At 68.0% G+C, this 14,542-nt stretch carries 14 protein-coding genes; 7 read left to right on the top strand and 7 right to left on the bottom strand.

Annotation, left to right across the window (positions count from 1 at the left end; all coding sequences use genetic code 11):
• Positions 1-289: 289 nt before the first annotated feature.
• Genes ACZK29_RS01655 through coaBC form a run of 3 tightly spaced genes read right to left on the bottom strand, consistent with a single transcriptional unit; the run spans position 290 to position 4,380 of the window.
• Positions 290-2,635, bottom strand: coding sequence for a phosphomannomutase/phosphoglucomutase (locus tag ACZK29_RS01655; protein ID WP_478446562.1), 2,346 nt, complete (start codon positions 2,633-2,635; stop codon positions 290-292).
• Between the two features lie 12 nt (positions 2,636-2,647).
• Complete coding sequence (dut, locus tag ACZK29_RS01650) at positions 2,648-3,121, bottom strand: dUTP diphosphatase (RefSeq protein ID WP_005411999.1); 474 nt, start codon at positions 3,119-3,121, stop codon at positions 2,648-2,650.
• Positions 3,118-4,380 (bottom strand): bifunctional phosphopantothenoylcysteine decarboxylase/phosphopantothenate--cysteine ligase CoaBC, encoded by a 1,263-nt coding sequence (coaBC, locus tag ACZK29_RS01645; RefSeq protein WP_478446561.1) that lies wholly within the window; start codon positions 4,378-4,380, stop codon positions 3,118-3,120. Before coaBC ends, dut begins: the two co-directional genes overlap by 4 nt.
• Before the next feature lie 228 nt (positions 4,381-4,608).
• Between coaBC and ACZK29_RS01640 the strand changes: the two genes are divergently transcribed.
• From ACZK29_RS01640 to ACZK29_RS01625, 4 genes are all read left to right on the top strand, one after another.
• Complete coding sequence (locus ACZK29_RS01640; RefSeq protein ID WP_106550842.1) at positions 4,609-5,235, top strand: response regulator; 627 nt, start codon at positions 4,609-4,611, stop codon at positions 5,233-5,235.
• 70 nt (positions 5,236-5,305) lie between these two features.
• Positions 5,306-6,010 carry a RadC family protein gene (gene radC, locus ACZK29_RS01635; protein WP_111205135.1) on the top strand — a complete coding sequence of 235 codons (705 nt, stop codon included), beginning with the start codon at positions 5,306-5,308 and terminating at the stop codon, positions 6,008-6,010.
• Positions 6,011-6,123: 113 nt separating this feature from the next.
• A complete protein-coding gene (gene argS / locus ACZK29_RS01630) occupies positions 6,124-7,812 on the top strand; it encodes an arginine--tRNA ligase (protein ID WP_010486900.1) in 1,689 nt (562 codons plus the stop codon).
• A 21-nt stretch (positions 7,813-7,833) separates the two neighbouring features.
• Positions 7,834-8,739, top strand: coding sequence for an SPOR domain-containing protein (locus tag ACZK29_RS01625; RefSeq protein ID WP_459048155.1), 906 nt, complete (start codon positions 7,834-7,836; stop codon positions 8,737-8,739).
• 129 nt (positions 8,740-8,868) lie between these two features.
• Here the strand turns inward: ACZK29_RS01625 and ACZK29_RS01620 are convergent, their stop codons facing one another.
• Positions 8,869-9,621: an SDR family NAD(P)-dependent oxidoreductase gene (locus ACZK29_RS01620; RefSeq protein WP_049429652.1), complete on the bottom strand. Its 753-nt coding sequence runs from the start codon at positions 9,619-9,621 to the stop codon at positions 8,869-8,871.
• Positions 9,622-9,765: 144 nt separating this feature from the next.
• Here ACZK29_RS01620 and ACZK29_RS01615 point away from each other — a divergent pair, with 144 nt between their 5' ends.
• Positions 9,766-10,233 (top strand): YehS family protein, encoded by a 468-nt coding sequence (locus ACZK29_RS01615; RefSeq protein ID WP_111205138.1) that lies wholly within the window; start codon positions 9,766-9,768, stop codon positions 10,231-10,233.
• Here the strand turns inward: ACZK29_RS01615 and ACZK29_RS01610 are convergent.
• Positions 10,202-11,089: a LysR family transcriptional regulator gene (locus tag ACZK29_RS01610; protein WP_111205139.1), complete on the bottom strand. Its 888-nt coding sequence runs from the start codon at positions 11,087-11,089 to the stop codon at positions 10,202-10,204. The two genes, ACZK29_RS01615 and ACZK29_RS01610, sit on opposite strands and share 32 nt — an antisense overlap.
• A gap of 144 nt (positions 11,090-11,233) precedes the next feature.
• On the opposite strand from ACZK29_RS01610, the gene ACZK29_RS01605 reads away from it, so the two are divergent.
• Positions 11,234-12,382 (top strand): MFS transporter, encoded by a 1,149-nt coding sequence (locus ACZK29_RS01605; protein WP_343160951.1) that lies wholly within the window; start codon positions 11,234-11,236, stop codon positions 12,380-12,382.
• On the opposite strand, the gene ACZK29_RS01600 is transcribed toward ACZK29_RS01605, so the two are convergent.
• On the bottom strand, positions 12,379-13,077 hold the full coding sequence (locus tag ACZK29_RS01600; RefSeq protein WP_164147302.1) for a TorF family putative porin: 699 nt from the start codon (positions 13,075-13,077) through the stop codon (positions 12,379-12,381). The two genes, ACZK29_RS01605 and ACZK29_RS01600, sit on opposite strands and share 4 nt — an antisense overlap.
• Positions 13,078-13,255: 178 nt before the next feature.
• On the opposite strand from ACZK29_RS01600, the gene ACZK29_RS01595 reads away from it, so the two are divergent.
• A complete protein-coding gene (locus tag ACZK29_RS01595) occupies positions 13,256-13,645 on the top strand; it encodes a DUF6165 family protein (protein ID WP_046984111.1) in 390 nt (129 codons plus the stop codon).
• 138 nt (positions 13,646-13,783) lie between these two features.
• Here the strand turns inward: ACZK29_RS01595 and ACZK29_RS01590 are convergent, their stop codons facing one another.
• Positions 13,784-14,356 carry an OmpO family porin gene (locus tag ACZK29_RS01590; protein WP_111205141.1) on the bottom strand — a complete coding sequence of 191 codons (573 nt, stop codon included), beginning with the start codon at positions 14,354-14,356 and terminating at the stop codon, positions 13,784-13,786.
• Positions 14,357-14,542 lie beyond the last annotated feature (186 nt).

Below are 14,542 nucleotides of genomic sequence, written 5' to 3'. Positions count from 1 at the left end.
CGACACCTACCAACAGCTCCAGGAAATTGCCAGGGGTGGGGCGGTGTCGGAGTGCGGGGTGTCAGCCGCATGGGCCCGAGGCATGCCTCGGGCGGGTTGGGCAGGACGCCCAACCCCGGTCTTGCCGTGTGCGCAGGACAGCGCACACGAGCAAGCGGCGACCGAGCTTACAGGGACGTACTTGCGGCGTCCCCGCACTCCGACACCGCCCCACCATCCCGCGAATAGCTTGCTTTTGATGTTGATGTTGCTGTTGATTCGGCGGGTGCCGGGCGCAGCCCGGCCCAGCTCAGAACCCCAGCGGGGTGTCGCCCAGCACCGGCTGCAGCTGGCTGCGGAACAGCGCCTGGATGCGTTCCAGTGCCGCCTCGTCGTTGCCCTCGAAGCGCAGCACCAGCACCGGCGTCGTATTGGAGGCACGCACCAGGCCCCAACCATCAGGGAAGTCCACGCGCAGGCCGTCGATGGTCGACAACCTGCCGCCCACGTACGGGTTGTCCGGCGACTGCGCCGCCGCCACCAGCATCGCCACCAGCGCGTGCGGCGTGCCTTCGGCCACCGGTACCTTCAACTCCGGCGTCGCCACCATCTCCGGCAGTTCGCCCAGCACCTCGTCCGGGGTTTCCTCGCGCTGTGCCAGGATTTCCAGCAGTCGCGCAGCGGCATACAGGCCGTCGTCGAAACCGAACCAACGCTCCTTGAAGAAGAAGTGGCCGCTCATCTCGCCGGCCAGCTCGGCATCGGTCTCGCGCATCTTCGCCTTCATCAGCGAGTGCCCGGTCTTCCACATCAACGGGCTGCCACCATTGCGCAGCACATGGTCGGACAGCTTGCCGGTGCATTTCACGTCGTAGATCACCATCGCGCCGGGGTTGCGCATCAGCACATCTGCGGCAAACAGCATCAGCAGGCGGTCGGCGTAGATGATCCTGCCTTCGCCGGTGACCACGCCCAGTCGATCACCATCGCCATCGAAGGCGACGCCGAGGTCGGCGCCGAAGCGCTTGACCGTCTGCACCAGGTCTTCCAGGTTGGCCGGTTCGCTCGGGTCGGGATGATGATTGGGGAAGGTACCGTCGACATCGCAGTACAGCGGAATGACTTCGGCGCCGATCGCTTCCAGCAGCTGTGGTGCGAGCGCACCGGCAACGCCGTTGCCGGCATCGGCCACGACCTTCAACGGGCGGTCCAGCTGCACGTCATCAGCGATGCGCTGGATGTAGTCGGCACCCACATCGCGCTGCTGGTAATCGCCCGGCTCGGCTGCCTGCACCAGGCGACCCTCGACGATGCGCTGGTAGAGATCGGTGATGGCATCGCCGGACAGCGTCTCGCCGCCGATGACCACCTTGAAGCCGTTGTACTCGGGCGGGTTGTGGCTGCCGGTGACCGCCACGCAGGTACCGGTGCGCAGGTGGAAGGCGGCGTAGTACACCACCGGCGTCGGCGCCAGGCCGATGTCGATCACCGCGCAGCCGGTGCGACGCAGGCCCTCGGCCAATCCCGCAGCCAGTTCCGGGCCGGACAGGCGGCCATCACGGCCGATCACCACCTCGCGCAGGCCCTGTTCCAGCGCCGCGGTACCGATGGCCTGGCCGATCAGCGCGGCGGTCTTCGGCGTCAGTTCGCTGCCGACCACGCCACGGATGTCATAGGCGCGGAAGATGCCGGCGGCCAGTTCCCCGGCCGGGACCGGCGGTGGCGGCGGCGGTGCACTTTCCTCGGCGCTGGTGGCGGCCACCGGCGGCGGCGCCATCTGCAGGCTCTCGCTCAGGGTTGGGCCATGATCGGCCTCGGCCGCAGAGGCGCGACGCGGCAGCGGCAGGGTCTTCGGCAGGCGGCCGCGACCGACCACCAGCAACACGGCGACAAAGGCCAGCAGCAGCGCGACGATGGCACTGGCCAGCGATCCCAGGCCCAGTGGACCGGCTTCGACATTGGGTACGGCAGCCACCAGCCGCAACGGTGTGCCCGGAACCGGGCGCGCCAGCGCTTCGGCGCTCTCGGCCAGGCCAGCGTCGCCCTGGGCAACGAGATCATGCGTGCCCTGGCGCAGGCCGAGGAAACCGGTGGATGGGGCGCTCACCTGGTCCAGCGGCGAGGTCAGCCGCAGCAATGGCTGGCGCACGTAGAGCACTGCCGGGCCGAGGCTACCCAGCTGCACCGGTGCCGCCAGACCAAGACGATTGCCACCGGCATCGCGCACCACGCGCAGGCCTGGCTTGCCCTCGGCCAGCGCTTCTTCCAGCAGGGCCAGGCGTGCATAGCCGAAGGTGGCCGGGTCGGCATAGGCCGTGGCCAGATCGGCGCCCAGCACTTCAACCTGCTCCACCCCGGTCCAGCTCTCGCGTACGGCCAGCGCTGCCGCGGCGGCGTCACCGGCCTGCAGTGCCTGCTGCACGCGTTCGTTCTTCAACTGCTGCTGCAACTGTTTCAGCTGGCCGGCAGCCGCCTCCTGCAGCCCCTGCACGGCCTGGTCACGCGCTTCTTCCAGCGCCTGGCCATTGGCCTCCTGCCGCCATTGCTGCACCGCGCTCCATCCGAACCAGCCGGCAAGCAGGACCAGCAGCACCCCCAGTAGTGGCGCACTGCGTCCCAACGACCGTTCCCGCTGCCCTTCCCCGATGCCGCTCATCAATGTCCCCCGTCAACGCACCCCGGTATGGCCGAATCCACCCGTTCCCCGCACGCTGTCGGTGAAAGTATCCACCACCTGCAGGCTGACGCGGGCAATCGGCACGACCACCAGCTGCGCGATGCGATCGCCCGGCTCGATGGTGAAGGCCTCGCGGCCACGGTTCCAGACGCTGATCAGCAACGGCCCCTGGTAATCGGCGTCGATCAGGCCGGTGCCGTTGCCGAGCACGATGCCGTGGCGGTGGCCCAGCCCGGAACGCGGCAGGATCACCGCGCACAGGTGCGGATCGGCGATATGGATGGCCAGGCCGCTGGGCACCAGTGCGGTGTCGCCCGGCTGCAGGGTCAGCGCGGTATCCAGCGCGGCGCGCAGGTCCATGCCGGCGCTGGCTTCGGTGGCGTAGGCGGGCAGCGGCCAGCTGTCGCCGAAACGCGGATCAAGCAGCTTGACCTGCAGCGGTTGGGAAGTGAAAGCCTGGGTCATGCCTGGAGTCTCCGCGCGATCAGCGCCAGCAGTTGTTCGGCCAGCTCGCGCTTGGAGGTGGCCGGGAATACCTGTTCACCGTCCTGCCAGAAGGCCGTGGCGGCGTTGTTGTCGCTCTCGAAACCGCCGCCGCTGATGCCGACCTGGTTGGCGATCACCAGGTCCAGGCGTTTGTCGACCAGCTTGCCGCGTGCGTACTTCTCCACGTCGTGGGTCTCGGCGGCAAAGCCGACCACCAGCTTCAGCGACTGCGTCTGCGCGGCGACTTCGGCCAGGATGTCCGGCGTGCGTACCAGCTCGATCACCAGCGACTGGCTGTCGGCGGTCTTCTTCAGCTTCTGCGCGGCCACCTGGCGCGGGGTGTAGTCGGACACCGCGGCGGCACCGATATAGATGTCGGCCGGCAGCGACTTCAGCACGGCATCACGCATCTGCGCGGCCGAGCGTACGTCCACGCGCTGCACGCCCGGCGGCGTCGGCAGCTGCACCGGGCCGCTGACCAGCACCACCTGCGCGCCCATCGTCGCGGCAGCCGCGGCCAGGGCGAAACCCATCTTGCCGCTGCTGCGGTTGCCGACATAGCGCACCGGATCGATGTCTTCGTAGGTCGGGCCGGCGCTGATCAGCAGGCGCAGGCCCTGCAGCGCGCGGGTTTCCGGTGAGGCAACCGCCGCTGCGGCACTGCCATTGGCGGCCAGCGCGGCGACGATGTCGCCCGGTTCGGCCAGACGGCCGGGACCGGATTCGCCCTCGGCCAGCGGACCATCGACCGGGCCGATCACCTGCGCACCGCGCTGGCGCAGCAGGGCGATGTTGGCCTGGGTGGCCGGATGCAGCCACATGCGGTGGTTCATCGCCGGGCAGATCGTCAGCGGCACGGTACTGGCCAGGCACAGGGTGCTGACCAGGTCATCGGCGTGGCCCTGGGCCAGCCGCGCCAGCAGATCGGCGGTACCCGGGGCGACCACGATGCGGTCGGCCCAGCGCGCCAGCTCGATGTGGCCCATGGCCTGTTCGGCGGCACTGTCCCACAACGTGGTGCGGGTGGGCTGCCCGGACAGCGCCTGGAAGCTGAGCGGAGTGACGAACTGCTGGGCACCGGCGGTCATCGCCACCTGCACCTGGGCACCGGCGTCGCGCAGGCGCCGCACCAGTTCCAGGGCCTTGTAGGCCGCGATCCCGCCTCCGACGCACAACAGCAGTTTCTGACCTTCCAGCGCGCGGGCCGGCGCGGGGGAAGCGTTGGGGGAGTCAGCCACCTGGAATTCCTGTGCAAACGAGGGCGCTAGCTTACCCGATGGTCGGTAATGTCCCGGTGCATGGTGCACATAGCGGGCGGCTATCAGCAGATGGATTCCGCCCAGGTTGCCAGGGAATCCAGCCGGCATCGATTTCGGACCTTTCCTATACCTCTGCGGGCCAGTGCTTTTGCAGAATCAGGCCTTGGCTGCCGCACAGGGTGGCCTGTTCGATCTCCGAGGAGCCACGTGCACCCACGCATCATCATCGCCGACGACCATCCCGTGGTCCTGCACGGCATCCGCATCGTGCTGCAGACCCACCTGATGGACATCGTCGGCAGCGCCCGTGACGGCGCCGAGCTGCTGCAGCTGGTCGACCATCACCCATGCGATGCCGTGCTGACCGACCTGTCGATGCCGGGCACCGGCCCGGATGGCCCGGAACTGATCGATGCGCTGCACACCCGCTACCCCGGGCTTCCGGTGGTCGTGCTGACCGGCGCGCGCCATCCCGGGCTGCTCGATGGCCTGCTGCGCGAGGGCGTCAGCGGCCTGGTCGACAAATGCGCCGATTTCTCCGAACTGCCGCAGGCACTGAACGCAGCGCTTGTCGGCCAGGTGTTCGTCTCCCAGCAGCTGCGCCACCATCTGCAGGCCCGCGATCTGCTGTTCCCGCGCGAACCGACGCCGCTGTCGGCGCGCGAGCAGGAAGTGCTGGACCTGCTGGCGGCCGGCCTCAGCGTGAATGCCGTGGCCGCACGGTGTGGGCGCAGCCCGAAGACGATCAGCCGGCAGAAAGCCGAAGCCAAGCGCAAGCTGGGCCTGCAGACCAACCAGGAGCTGTTCGACTACCTGCAGACCCGGCGCGGCTGAGGCGACCTCCGACCCCAGTCCGCGGCGTGCCCTGATGGGAGCCACCGCAAAGTCTGGCGATGATGGGGCCATGCCCATCCATGACTGGCCCGAACAGGAACGCCCCCGCGAGAAGTTGATCGCGCGCGGGCCCACGGCACTTTCCGACGCCGAACTGCTGGCGCTGTTTCTCGGCTCCGGGTTCGGTGGCCGCGATGCCGTGCAGACCGCGCGCGACCTGCTGCAGGCGCACGGCCCGCTGCGGGTGCTGCTCGACCGCCCCGCCTCCGAACTGGCCCGCCTGCCCGGGCTCGGCCCGGCGCGCAGTTGCACGCTGGCGGCCGGGCTGGAGCTGGCCCATCGCTATCTGGCGGCCGAGCTGGAGCACGGCGAGGCGGTAGGCAACAACCCCGCGGCGGTCGGCCGCTACCTGCAGCACCGGCTGCGTGGCCAGGCCCGCGAGGTCTTCATGGCCCTGTTCCTGGACAATCGCCACCGCCTGATCGCCTGTGAAGAGCTGTTCCACGGCACCATCAATGCGGCCCCGGTCTACCCCCGCGAAGTGGTGCGGCGCGCCCTGCTGCACAACGCGGCGGCGGTGATTCTCAGCCACAACCACCCGTCCGGCGACCCGGAACCCTCCAGCGCCGATACCCGCATCACCGACGAACTGCAGCAGGCGCTGGCGATGGTGGACGTGCGCCTGCTGGACCACTTCGTGGTCGGCGAGGGCCGTCCCGTTTCGTTTGCTGAACGAGGCCTGCTGGCCCAACTCCAGCCCCGCCTGTTCGGTTGAGCGCGGCCCCGCAGGGGCCATCGGCCGCCCCTACCGGCATGTTCCGGTCAGCGTAGGCGCGGGCATCTGCGCTAAAATGGGCGATTCCGCCGCTCATTCTCACAGCAGGCCTCGTGAAAAATCTCCTCCGCGCCCTGATCAGCCAAGGCATCGAAGCCTTGCGCGCCAATGGCACCCTGCCCGCCGACTCCCTGCCGCCGGACTTCGTGGTCGAGCGCCCGAAGACCCGCGACCACGGCGACTTCGCCACCAACGCCGCGATGCTGCTGGCCAAGGCCGCGCGCAGCAATCCGCGCGCACTGGCACAGGCGCTGGTCGAGGCGCTGCCGCGCAGCGAGGACGTCAGCAAGGTCGAGATCGCCGGCCCCGGCTTCATCAACTTCCACCTGGCCCCGGCCGCGTACCAGCGCGAAGCCGCTTCGGTCATCAAGGAGGCCCACGACTACGGCCGCAACCTGTCCGGCAATGGCCGCACGGTGGGCGTGGAGTACGTGTCGGCCAACCCGACCGGTCCGCTGCATGTCGGCCATGGCCGCGCGGCGGCGATCGGCGACTGCGTGGCGCGCGTGCTCGATGCCAACGGCTGGAACGCCAAGCGCGAGTTCTACTACAACGACGCCGGCGTTCAGATCGAGAACCTGGCACTGTCCACCCAGGCACGGATCAAGGGCATCGCGCCGGACCAGGACGGCTGGCCGGAAGGCGGCTACCGCGGTGAATACATCGCCGACGTCGCCCGTGCCTACATGGCCGGCGCCAGCGTCGACCTGGAAGGCAGCACCGTGGTTGGCGCCAAGGACCCGGACGACATGCAGGCGATCCGCCGCTTCGCCGTGGCCTACCTGCGCAACGAGCAGAACCTGGACCTGGCCGCGTTCGGCGTCGACTTCGACATCTACTTCCTGGAAAGCTCGCTGTACGCCGACGGCAAGGTTGCCGAAGCGGTCGCCAAGCTGCAGGCCTCGGGCCACACCTACGAAGAAGGTGGCGCGCTGTGGCTGCGCAGCACCGACTTCGGTGACGACAAGGACCGCGTGATGCGCAAGTCCGACGGCACCTTCACCTACTTCGTGCCGGACGTGGCCTACCACCTGTCCAAGTGGCAGCGTGGCTACGAGCGCGCGATCACCGAGCTGGGTGCGGACCACCACGGCTCGCTGGCCCGCGTGCGCGCCGGCCTGCAGGCGATGGAAGTGGGCATCCCGCAGGGCTGGCCGGAATACGTGCTGCACCAGATGGTCACGGTCATGCGCGGCGGCGAGGAAGTGAAGCTGTCCAAGCGTGCCGGCAGCTACTTCACCCTGCGCGACCTGATCGAGGAAGCCGGCCGCGATGCCACCCGCTGGTTCCTGATCGCGCGCAAGCCCGATTCGCAGCTGACCTTCGACATCGACCTGGCCCGCCAGCAGAGCAACGACAACCCGGTGTTCTACGTGCAGTACGCGCATGCCCGCGTCTGCAGCCTGCTGCGCCAGGCACAGGAGAAGGGCCTGGTGTACGAACAGGGCAACGGCCTGGCCAACCTCGGCCGCCTGGCCGACGACGCCTCGCTGCTGCTGATGAACGAGATCTCGCGGTATCCGGAAGTGGTGGAAGCGGCCGGCGTGGCGCTGGAACCGCATCTGGTGGCGCAGTACCTGCGTGAATTGGCGCACGCGTTCCACACGTGGTATCACGGGACGCCGGTGCTGGTGGATGACGCCGCCGACCGCAATGCCAAGCTGACCCTGGCCTGTGCGGCGCGCCAGGTACTGGCCAATGGCCTCGAACTCCTGGGCGTCAGCGCCCCGGAAAAAATGTAAGCATCAGGAGACGCAGTACACATGGCAGCACGACGCGGCAAAAGCCAGGCACGACGCAACAGCGGCAGCCAGGGCACACCCGGATGGGTGTGGCTGGTGGCCGGTGTAGCGATCGCGGCCGTGGTGTTCCTGGCGGCGCCGAACCTGTTCAAGGGCGAGGGCGATGGCTTCCTGCGCGCCGGTCCGCAGCCGAACCCGAACGCGCAGCCGGCCCCGGTCGCCGATGCCGACAGCGATGTCGGCACCCAGCCGGCCGCGCAGCCGGCGACGCCGAAGCCGGCCGAACCGGAAAAGCCGGCCGCCACCCAGTACGACTTCTACACCCTGCTGCCGGGCAAGGAAGTCGAGATGTCCGACGCCGAACTGGCTGCCAGCGCACGTGCCGAAGAGCAGCGCCGGGCCAAGGCCGAAGCATCACGCGCGCAGGCTGCGCTGGAAGGCAAGCCGGTTCCGCCGGCGACCACCACCGCACCGGCACCGGCGGCCACCGCCAGCGTATCCAGCACCGCGCAGGTGACCGCCACCAGCCGTCCGCTGCCGGCACCGCTGAGTGAACGCCCGGCCGCGGCAACGCCGCCGGCCAGCACCGCCCCGGCCTCGACCAGCACCGCCGCCGCCACGCCGGCAGCGCGCGCGGAAACCGCACCGGCAACGGCGGGTACCCCGGCCGCTGCCGCACCGGCGGCCGCCGACAACGCACGCTACATCCTGCAGGCAGGCGCGTTCGGTGCCTCCGGCGATGCCGAAGCAACCAAGGCCAAGCTGGCGATGATGGGACTTGCGGCACGCGTGGAGTCGGCGCAGATCAACGGCAAGACCGTGTACCGCGTGCGCATGGGGCCGTATGGCAGCGCCGGCGAACTGTCCGAAGCCAAGCAGAAGCTGGATGGCACCGGCCTGCAGGCGATGGCGATCAAGGCGCAGTGACCCATCGGGTCTGAATGGAAAAAAGCCGGGCAATGCCCGGCTTTTTTGTTTCTGTAGAGCCGAGCCATGCTCGGCTGAATCCAGACGAAGCCGAGCATGGGCTCGGCTCTACAGGACGCACGGCACTGGTCAGCCTTCGCGAGCGACCTGGAAGCCGGCAAACGACTGGCTGACCGGCATCAGTTCCAGGCGATTGATGTTCAGGTGCGGCGGCAGCGTGGCCACCCAGAAGATCTGCTCGGCGATGTCCTCGGCGGTCATCGGGTTGGCGCCGGTATAGAGCTTGTCCGACGCCGCCTGGTCGCCGTGGGTGCGGACCACGGTGAACTCGGTTTCGGCCATGCCCGGCTCGATCGTGGTCACGCGCACGCCGGTACCGTGCAGGTCCGAACGCAGGCCCAGCGAGAACTGGCTGACGAAGGCCTTGGTGCCACCGTAGGCGTTGCCGCCCGGGTACGGGTAGACGCCCGCCACCGACGAAATGTTGATGATCGCGCCCTTGCGCTCCACCAGCTGCGGCAGCAGGCGGTGGGTCAGAGTGACCAGCGCGGTGATGTTGGTGTCGATCATCGTGGTCCAGTCCGACAGCTTCGCGCTCTGCGCCGGCGCCGTACCCTGTGCGAGGCCCGCATTGTTGACCAGCAGGTCGATCTCACCGAACGCCGGCGGCAGTGCCAGCAGCGCCGCTTCCATCGCCACCGCATCGCGGATGTCGAAGACGGCGGCGTGCACCACGTCCTTGCCGTAGCGGTCGACCAGCGGCTGCAGGCGCTCGCCGCGGCGGCCGGTGGCGATCACCTTCCAGCCCGCCTGGGCGAAGCGGTGGACGGCGGCGGCGCCGAAGCCGGACGTGGCGCCGGTAATCAGGACAGTGCGGGTCATCAGGCAACTCCAGGGGAAACCAGACCCCCATTCTGGCATCGTCGGTTGGCCGCTGTGTTGCCGGATCGGCCAGTTCCGGGGTCAGATCCCTCTGCTCCGCATAGGGATGTGACTCCAGCTGCAGGGCCACCGGTACAATGGGCCATGATCAACAACGATGTCCTGCGCAGCGTGCGCTACTCCCTGGACCTGGGCGACCACCACGTGGTGACCCTGTGCCAGATGGCCGACCCGGCCTTCGCCGTGGATGCCGAACAGGTGAAGGCCTGGCTGCGCCGCGAAGATGAAGCCGGTTTCGAGGCGATGAGCGACAGTGCACTGGCGCACTTCCTGGATGGCCTGATCGTGCACCTGCGTGGCCGTGACGAGAGCCAGCCGCAGCGCGCGGTGGAAACCCGCATCGACAACAACCTGGTGCTGAAGAAGCTGCGGGTGGCATTCCAGTTGCGCGACGTGGACCTGATGGAGATCTTCGCCAGCGCTGGCTTCAATGTCTCCAAGTCGGAGGTCGGCGCCCTGTTCCGCCAGCCCGGCCATGCCAACTACCGGCGCTGCCTGGACCAGATGCTGCGCAACTTCCTCAAGGGCCTGAGCCTGCGCCTGCGCGGCTGAGCACAGCCTCCACGAACGCCCGTGCCGCGGGCGTCGGCAGCCGTTGCCAGGCCAGATGCACGCGGCGGGTCGGGGTCGGCTGCAGCGGGATCCGCACCACACCTTCAAAGCCTTCGGCGATCAACGCCGGCACGATGCCGACCGCCAGCCCATGGCGGACGAAGCGCTCGACCAGTTCCATCAGATTGACCTCGAAGCGCACCGTGTGCGGCAGGCCGGCGGCAGCGAACGCATCGTCGGTCTGCCGACGTGCACCGGTACCGCGCGGGAAGTCGACCAGCGCTTCATCCTGCAGCGCGGTCAAAGGCAGCCGTTTGCGCCGGGCCAGCCGATGCGAGGGGGCCAGCACCGCCACAAGGTCTTCTTCCTGCAGCATCCTGTGGCAGACACCGTCCAGCGCCGCAGAGGGCGCCAACCCCACCAGTGCCACGTCCAGTGCCCGCGACTGTATCTGCGCGATCAGGTCCTCGCTCTTGTCCACCCGCAGCTGGAACTCCACCTGCGGGTGCGCCTGCTGGAAGGCGGCCAGCATCGCCACAACGTCGATACCGGTCAGCGAGGAAATCTGCCCGATCGCCAGCAGCCCACGCACCTCGCCGCTCACCGCCGCCACGTCGGCACGGAGGTGGCGCAGGCTGGCCAGGACCTGCCGCGCATGCACCAGCATGGCCTCACCGGCGGCGGTCGCCCGCACCTGGCGCGGCAGGCGTTCAAACAGCGGCGTACCCAGTTCCTGCTCCAGTGCGGCGATCTGGTGGCTGAGTGCGGACTGCACCACGTGGCAACCTTCTGCGGCACGGGTGAAATTGCCCTCTTCGGCCAGGGCGACGGCAAACTCGAGCTGCTTGAGGTTCACCCTGCTATCTCGTTTCCAGATGACATGGATGATGATGATTCATTTCCATCATCGCTGCAGCAGGCGGACACTGTGCACCCCGCTTCTCTGGAAGACCGCGTGAGCCCCTCCCTCCCCCCACTGCACCGCTGGCAGGTGCTGCTGATGTCGGTGGCTACCGGCGTGGCCGTGGCCAGCAACTACTATGCGCAGCCGCTGCTGCACACCATCGCCGATGCCTTCGGTGTGCCGTTCGGCCAGGTTGGCATGGTGGTCACTGCCGCACAGCTGAGCTATGCCGCCGGCCTGATCCTGCTGGTGCCGCTGGGTGACCTGTTCGAGCGCCGCCGCCTGATCGTGGTGATGAGCCTGCTGTCGGCCGGCGGGTTGGTGATCAGTGCCTGCGCACCGTCGCTCACCTGGCTGCTGGTGGGTACCGCGATCACCGGCCTGTTCTCGGTGGTGGCGCAGGTGCTGGTGCCCTTCGCGGCCACATTGGCTGCGCCCGAGCATCGTGGTCGCGTGGTCGGCACGCTGATGAGTGGCCTGCTGCTGGGCATCCTGCTGGCGCGCACCGTCGCTGGCCTGCTTTCAAGCCTGGGCGACTGGCGCCTGGTGTACGCGATCGCTGCGGGCACCCTGGTACTGACCGCATTGGCGCTGCAGCGCGGCCTGCCGCGTTTCCACCACAGCGCCGGCCTCGGCTACTTCGCACTGCTGCGCTCGATCGGCGTGCTGTTCGTGCAGGAACCGGTGCTGCGCCAGCGCACCCTGCTGGGCGCCTGCAGCTTCGCCATGTTCGCGATCTTCTGGACACCGCTCGCCTTCCTGCTGGCACAGCCGCCGTACGCCTACAGTGACGCCACCATCGGCCTGTTCGGCCTGGTGGGTGCGGCCGGCACGCTGGCCGCCGGCCTGGCCGGGCGCATGTCCGACCGCGGGCAGACCGGTCGCGCCACCGCCATCGCACTGCTGCTGTTGCTGCTGTCGTGGCTGCCGCTGGGGCTGTCCGCACACTCGCTGTTGGCACTGCTGGTGGGCGTGGTGGTGCTGGACCTGGCCGCGCAGCTGCTGCACGTCAGCAACCAGAACCTGATCTATGCGCTGCAACCGGCGGCACGCAATCGCCTCAATGCCGGCTACATGACCGGCTACTTCATCGGCGGTTCGTTGGGTTCGCTGCTGTCGGCGCAGGTCTACCAGCGCTTCGGCTGGACCGGCGTCTGCGTGGCCGGTGCTGCCGTGGCCGTGCTGGCGCTGCTGCTGTGGCTGCCCGGCGCGCTGCGTGCACGCCAGGCTTCGATGGCCGATTAGAAGCTGCCCTGCAGCGCCAGCTCCCATCGGCCACCGGCGTTGCCGGGGAACAGGCGCTTGGCTGCGTTGTCCGTGTCATGCACGGTGGCACGCAGCTCCCACGCCGGCGTCAGCGTGGCAATGGCACTGAGCTGGCCATGCAGGTAGTCCGGTCCCTGTTCGGTGGCCAACCAGTACTGGCCCACCGCCGCTTCCAGACGGAAGCGCTCGTGCAGCGGCACACGCACACCGAGCTGGGCATAGGTACCACGATGGCCACCGGCCAGCGCATCGTTGGAGTGCGCGACCTGCAGCCAGGCACGCTGCTTCCAGGCCACCGTGGTGTTGAGCTCGGTCCAGTCCAGCGCGCGGCCGGTGCCCGGATACAGGTAGCGCGTCAGGTTGGCGTCCAGCGTCCAGTCCGTGGCCAGCGCGCCCGACCAGCCTGCGACCAGATCGAACTCGCTGCGTGCGCCATTGTCCGGCTTGAACGAGACATTGGAACCCCACACGCTGGCGTACCAGCCCGATGGGATCGAGACCTTCGCGCCCGCCTGTACGACCAGGTCACCATCGCTCTGCGAGCTGCCACGCCATACGTAATCGCTGGTCAACGCCATGCTGCCGCTCATCTGCACCTGTGCCTGCGCGCTGCCGATGCCAAGCAGCCCTGCCAGCGCGGCCACCACCGCCGCCATTGTCCCCTTGCTGTTCACTGCACTGTTTTCCTCGTCGAAGGCGGTCTGGCCGCCGGGACGGCAGTGTCGGGGGGCTGGCCGTAACGGATCGAGGGTGCTGCCGGGCCCGCGGCGCAAATTCGGCGTAAATCCAGCAGCCCGGGGCCGGTTACCACCGGCGCGGTATCATGGCGCCTTGTTCAAAGGGACCAACTGCGTGGACGCCATTCTGACTCCGGTATCGATCGGCGAGCTGATCGACAAGATCACCATTCTCGAGATCAAGGCCGAGCGCATCGACGATGCCGCCAAGCTGGCCAACGTGCGCACCGAGCTGGACGGCCTGCTGCCGTTGCTGCAGCAGCAGCTGCAGGCACAACCGGCACTGGCCGCGCTGAAGCAGCAGTTGAAGGCGATCAACGAGCGCATGTGGGACATCCAGGACCAGCTGCGCGACAAGGAAGCGGCCCAGGTGTTCGACGATGCATTCATCCAGCTGGCGCGGGGCGTGTACGGCACCAATGGCGAGCGCGTGCAGGTGAAGAACGAGATCAACCGCGTGGCCGGTTCGGCCTTGGTGGAAGAGAAGCAGTACCAGGGCGAGTAAGCCCGCTCATCCGCATCCGCGCAGATGCCGGATGCGGTGCGGTGCGGCAGGTTGATCCGGCTCCCCACAACGCAACAGGCCCGGCATGGGCCGGGCCTGTCGAGGCAACTTCAGCGCGCAGGCGCGCCGAGGAAGCAATTACCAGCTGAAGCGCGGGCCGACGGTGTATTCCTTGTCGCCGTGGCGGTTCATCTTCAGCTCGCCGTTCAGGCCCCAGTTCTGGTTCAGCTTGACCTGACCACCCAGGCGGCCGTACCACTGGCCGTCGATGTCGACGCCGTGCTTCTTGGCGTAGTCTTCGTAGCCGACCATGCCGTAGACCTCGGCGTGGGCACCGAAGGCGGTGCGGATGCCGGCTTCAGCGCTGTAGCCGTTGAAGTCCAGGCCGTGCTTGCGATCGAACTTCTGGTAGGCAACGCGGGCAACGAAGTCGGTCGACGGAGCGATTTCGACGTTGTAGCCGGCACCGACCTTCCACTGGTCAACCTTGATGTTGGTGTGGTCGACTTCCTGACGGCTGTATTCACCGAACGCGTGGAAGTTCGGCAGGAAGCCGTAGGAACCCTTGACGCCCCAGCCGTCAGCCTTGACGCCATCGACGTCGGTCTTGGCGTAATCGGCTTCAGCGTAGTTGTACGACAGGTTCTCAGCAGCCGAAGCGGTGAACGGCAGGGCAGCGGCCAGGGCCAGAGCAATCAGCGAATTCTTCATGGGGGTACACCTTTACTTTCTTATGGTGTGCAGCAGCGCCAGGGCGCCATCGCATCGGGAATGTAAATTCTCCGTTATTCGCCACAACGCTCCCTGAAAACAGAGGTCTTCGCATTGCTGAATTTTTGGGCTTGATTCAGGCTTCGTCTGGCATACGCGCGCGGCGCGCGTGCATTCTTCTCCCAG

This window comes from Stenotrophomonas sp. 89682_Sma (genome assembly GCF_056481405.1).
This window is presented reverse-complemented; position numbering and strand designations above follow the sequence as displayed.